Below are 2970 nucleotides of genomic sequence, written 5' to 3'. Positions count from 1 at the left end.
TGCTCCAGCGGCTCGAAGGCGGGCGGGGGGAGCCGCCACGGGCCGCCGACCGGCAGCAGGACCGGGCGTATGCGCATGCGAAGGCCGGGCACGGCGGCCGCGCGCTCGGCGAGCAGCGCGGCGGCGCGCTCCGCGGCGCCGGGCCCCTCGGCCTCGAAGACGCCGAGGGCCCCCAGGTGCATGGGGTGTTCGGCGGTCTCGATGTTCCAGAAGGCCAGATCGAGAGGGGCGAGCAGGTCAGAGGTCGGTGCAGGCGATGAAGTCAAGGGATCGCTCTCGCGTCGAGGACCATGCGGGGTTCGTGAGCGAGCAGTCAACCTCTGCGGAGCGATTACGGTCAAGTACGATCTAGCTACGCTGCGTTAACATCACGTGAAGGCCCGCCCTCACCGAGGAGGGCGGGCCTCCTGGGACTGATGTGGTGCAGTTGTGAACTGTCTAGTACGTCACGTCGGCGCGAGCCGCCGTGTCCTGGCGGAACGGGGTGCCCGCGTCACTTCAGCGCCGGTGGCGCCGCCCCCTCCGACGTGCCCCACCCGGACGGCCGCTCGCCGACCACGAAGGAGAGCTCGCGGGCCTTCCGCAGGTCGGCGCTGGTCAGATACGTCGCCCCTTGGTCGGCCCCGTCCACGCGCGCCGACTGGATGTACCGCCTGGCGTCCGAGGTGCCCGGCGCCTTCACCGTCAGCGCGCCGCGCGGGTAGTAGCGGCGGTCCAGCGTGAGGTCCACGCGTTCGAAGACGGGCGTCGACAGGCCCCAGGTGTCCGTGCCCGGCTGGACCGGGAAGACGCCGATGGAGGACAGCACGTGCCAGGCGGACATCGTGCCGAGGTCGTCGTTGCCGGTCATGCCGGTCGGCGTGTCCGTGAAGAGCGTCAGCGCGGCGTGCACCACGTCGGTCGTCTTCCACGGCTGCCCCGTCGAGAGGTAGGTGTACGGGGCGATCAGGTCCGGCTCGTTCTGGGGGTTGTACTTGTCGGCGTTGTAGTAGTCGTAGGGCCCGTTCACCCACACCTCGCGGGCCGTCCTCGCCGGGTCCTTCAGGAGTTCCTCGTAGGCGAAGAAGGAGTCGAGGCGTTCGGTCGCCGCCTTCTTGCCGCCGATCAGGCCGACCATGCCGGGGATGTCCTGCGGAACCAGCCACTGGTACTGCCAGGACGTGCCCTCGTGGAAGCCCTCGCTCTTGGCCGGATCCGCGGGCCCGGTGAAGGCGCCCCCGGCGTCCCGCGCGCGGAAGAACCCGGTCGACGCGTCGTGGATCTTCCGGTAGTTCTGGGCGCGCGCGGCATAGCGCTCGGCGTCCGCCCTGTGTCCGAGGTCGCGCGCCATCTGGCCGAGCATCGCGTCCGAGAGCGCGTACTCAAGGGTGGCGGAGGCGCCGTGGTCGTAGTCGGAGTCACCGGGCTTGGCGTGCGGGCGGCCCTTGACGTACGGGGCGAACCCGTTGGCCAGGTACTCCTTGTTGGCCTCGCGGCCCACCGGCGCGGAGTCGGCCGGCGGCACCCCGTCGGCGTTCTTCTTCAGCGCGCGGTACGCCTTCTCCTCGTACCCCTTGAGCAGACCCTGCTGATAGGCGTTGGTGAGGAAGGGCGTGACCGGGTCGCCGGTCATGATGTTCGTCTCGACCGTGCCGTAGCCCCACTTGGGCAGCCAGCCGCTCTCCTCGTCGATCTTCAGGACGGAGAGTGCCATGTCGCGGGACTCGCGCGGCGCGAGCAGGGCGAGGAGCTGGGCCTGGGTGCGGTAGGTGTCCCACAGGGACCAGTTCTGGTAGTAGGTGAAGCCCTTGGCGCGGTGGGTCTTCTGGTCCCAGCCGGTGTAGCGGCCGTCGACGTCGCTGCCGATGTTCGGCGCGAGGAACGACCGGTAGAGCGAGGAGTAGAAGGTGCGCCGCACCGTCTCGCTGCCGCCGCGCGCCCGCACGTCGTCGAGCCGGTCCTCCCACGCGGCCCGCGCCGCCTTCGCGACCCGGTCGTACGAACGTCCGCCCTCGGCCGCGAGGTTGCGGGCCGCGCCCTTGGCGTCGACGTAGGAGAGCGCGGTGGTCGCCTCCACCGTGCGGTCCTTGCGGGTGTCGAAGCGGAGGAAGGCGCCGCTGCGCTCGCTCCCGGCGGAGACCTTCCTGGCGCCCTCGGTGACGTCGGCGCCCTTCCAGGTGCCCGACGCCTTGAAGGGCCGGTCGAAGCGGGTGATCGTGTGGACCGTGTACCGCTTGGTGTCCTGGCAGAAGCCGCTGCCGGTGATGGAGGTGCGCACGGTGCGGCTGTCGAGGATCTCGACCTCGGTGCCGACGGTCCTGTGCAGCGACTGGCCCGCGTTGAGCAGGACGTTGGCCTTCTCGGTGGCGGGGAAGGTGTAGCGCTGCACGCCGGTGCGCCTGGTCGCGGTCAGTTCGGCGTCGATGCCGCCCTTGAGGCCCACCCGGTAGCGGCCGGGGCTCGCGCTCTCGTCGTCGTGGCTGAACTCGGCGGCGTACTTGGCGTAGTCGGTCTCCGTCACGTCGCCGGTCGTGGGAAGGACCGGCAGGTCGCCGCCGAGACCGCAGCCGACCCCGGACAGGTGCACGGCGGAGAAGCCGCGGATGTGGGTGTCGGAGTGGTCGTAGCCGGTGTTGTGCCCGGTGTCGGGCGAGAGCTGCACCATGCCGAACGGGACGGCGGCGCCGGGGTAGGTGTTGCCCTCGTTCTCGGTGCCGATGAACGGGTTGACCAGGTCGGTGAGCCGGGAGTCGCGCGGCGCGCCGGGTCCGGCCGCGGGGGCGGCCCCCGCCGCGGGGACGGCGGCACCGGCCAGCAGCGCGGCAGCCGCCAGCGCCGCGCCCGTACCGCGCAGCCTTTCGGTCCATCTCATGGGCGGGACGCCTCCTCGAAGGGTGTGACAACGTTGTCAAGACGCACTTCGCGATCATTCTTCGTCGCGAACCTGTACACGTCAAGGGTGCGGAACCCCCCCGACCGTCCCCGGAAGGA

2 protein-coding genes are annotated in these 2970 nt (G+C 70.9%); both read right to left on the bottom strand.

Annotated elements, in window-relative coordinates; genetic code table 11:
• A partial coding sequence (locus AB8Z36_RS35545) for a wax ester/triacylglycerol synthase domain-containing protein (protein WP_369217518.1) occupies window positions 1–266 on the bottom strand: 266 nt, incomplete at its 3' end.
• 227 nt (window positions 267–493) lie between these two features.
• Complete coding sequence (locus AB8Z36_RS35540; protein WP_369217517.1) at window positions 494–2851, bottom strand: GH92 family glycosyl hydrolase; 2358 nt, start codon at window positions 2849–2851, stop codon at window positions 494–496.
• Window positions 2852–2970 lie beyond the last annotated feature (119 nt).

Origin of the sequence: Streptomyces flavofungini (assembly GCF_041028215.1) — a bacterium.
In the GTDB taxonomy this organism is placed as follows: Bacteria; Actinomycetota; Actinomycetes; order Streptomycetales; family Streptomycetaceae; genus Streptomyces; species Streptomyces flavofungini_B.
This window is presented reverse-complemented; position numbering and strand designations above follow the sequence as displayed.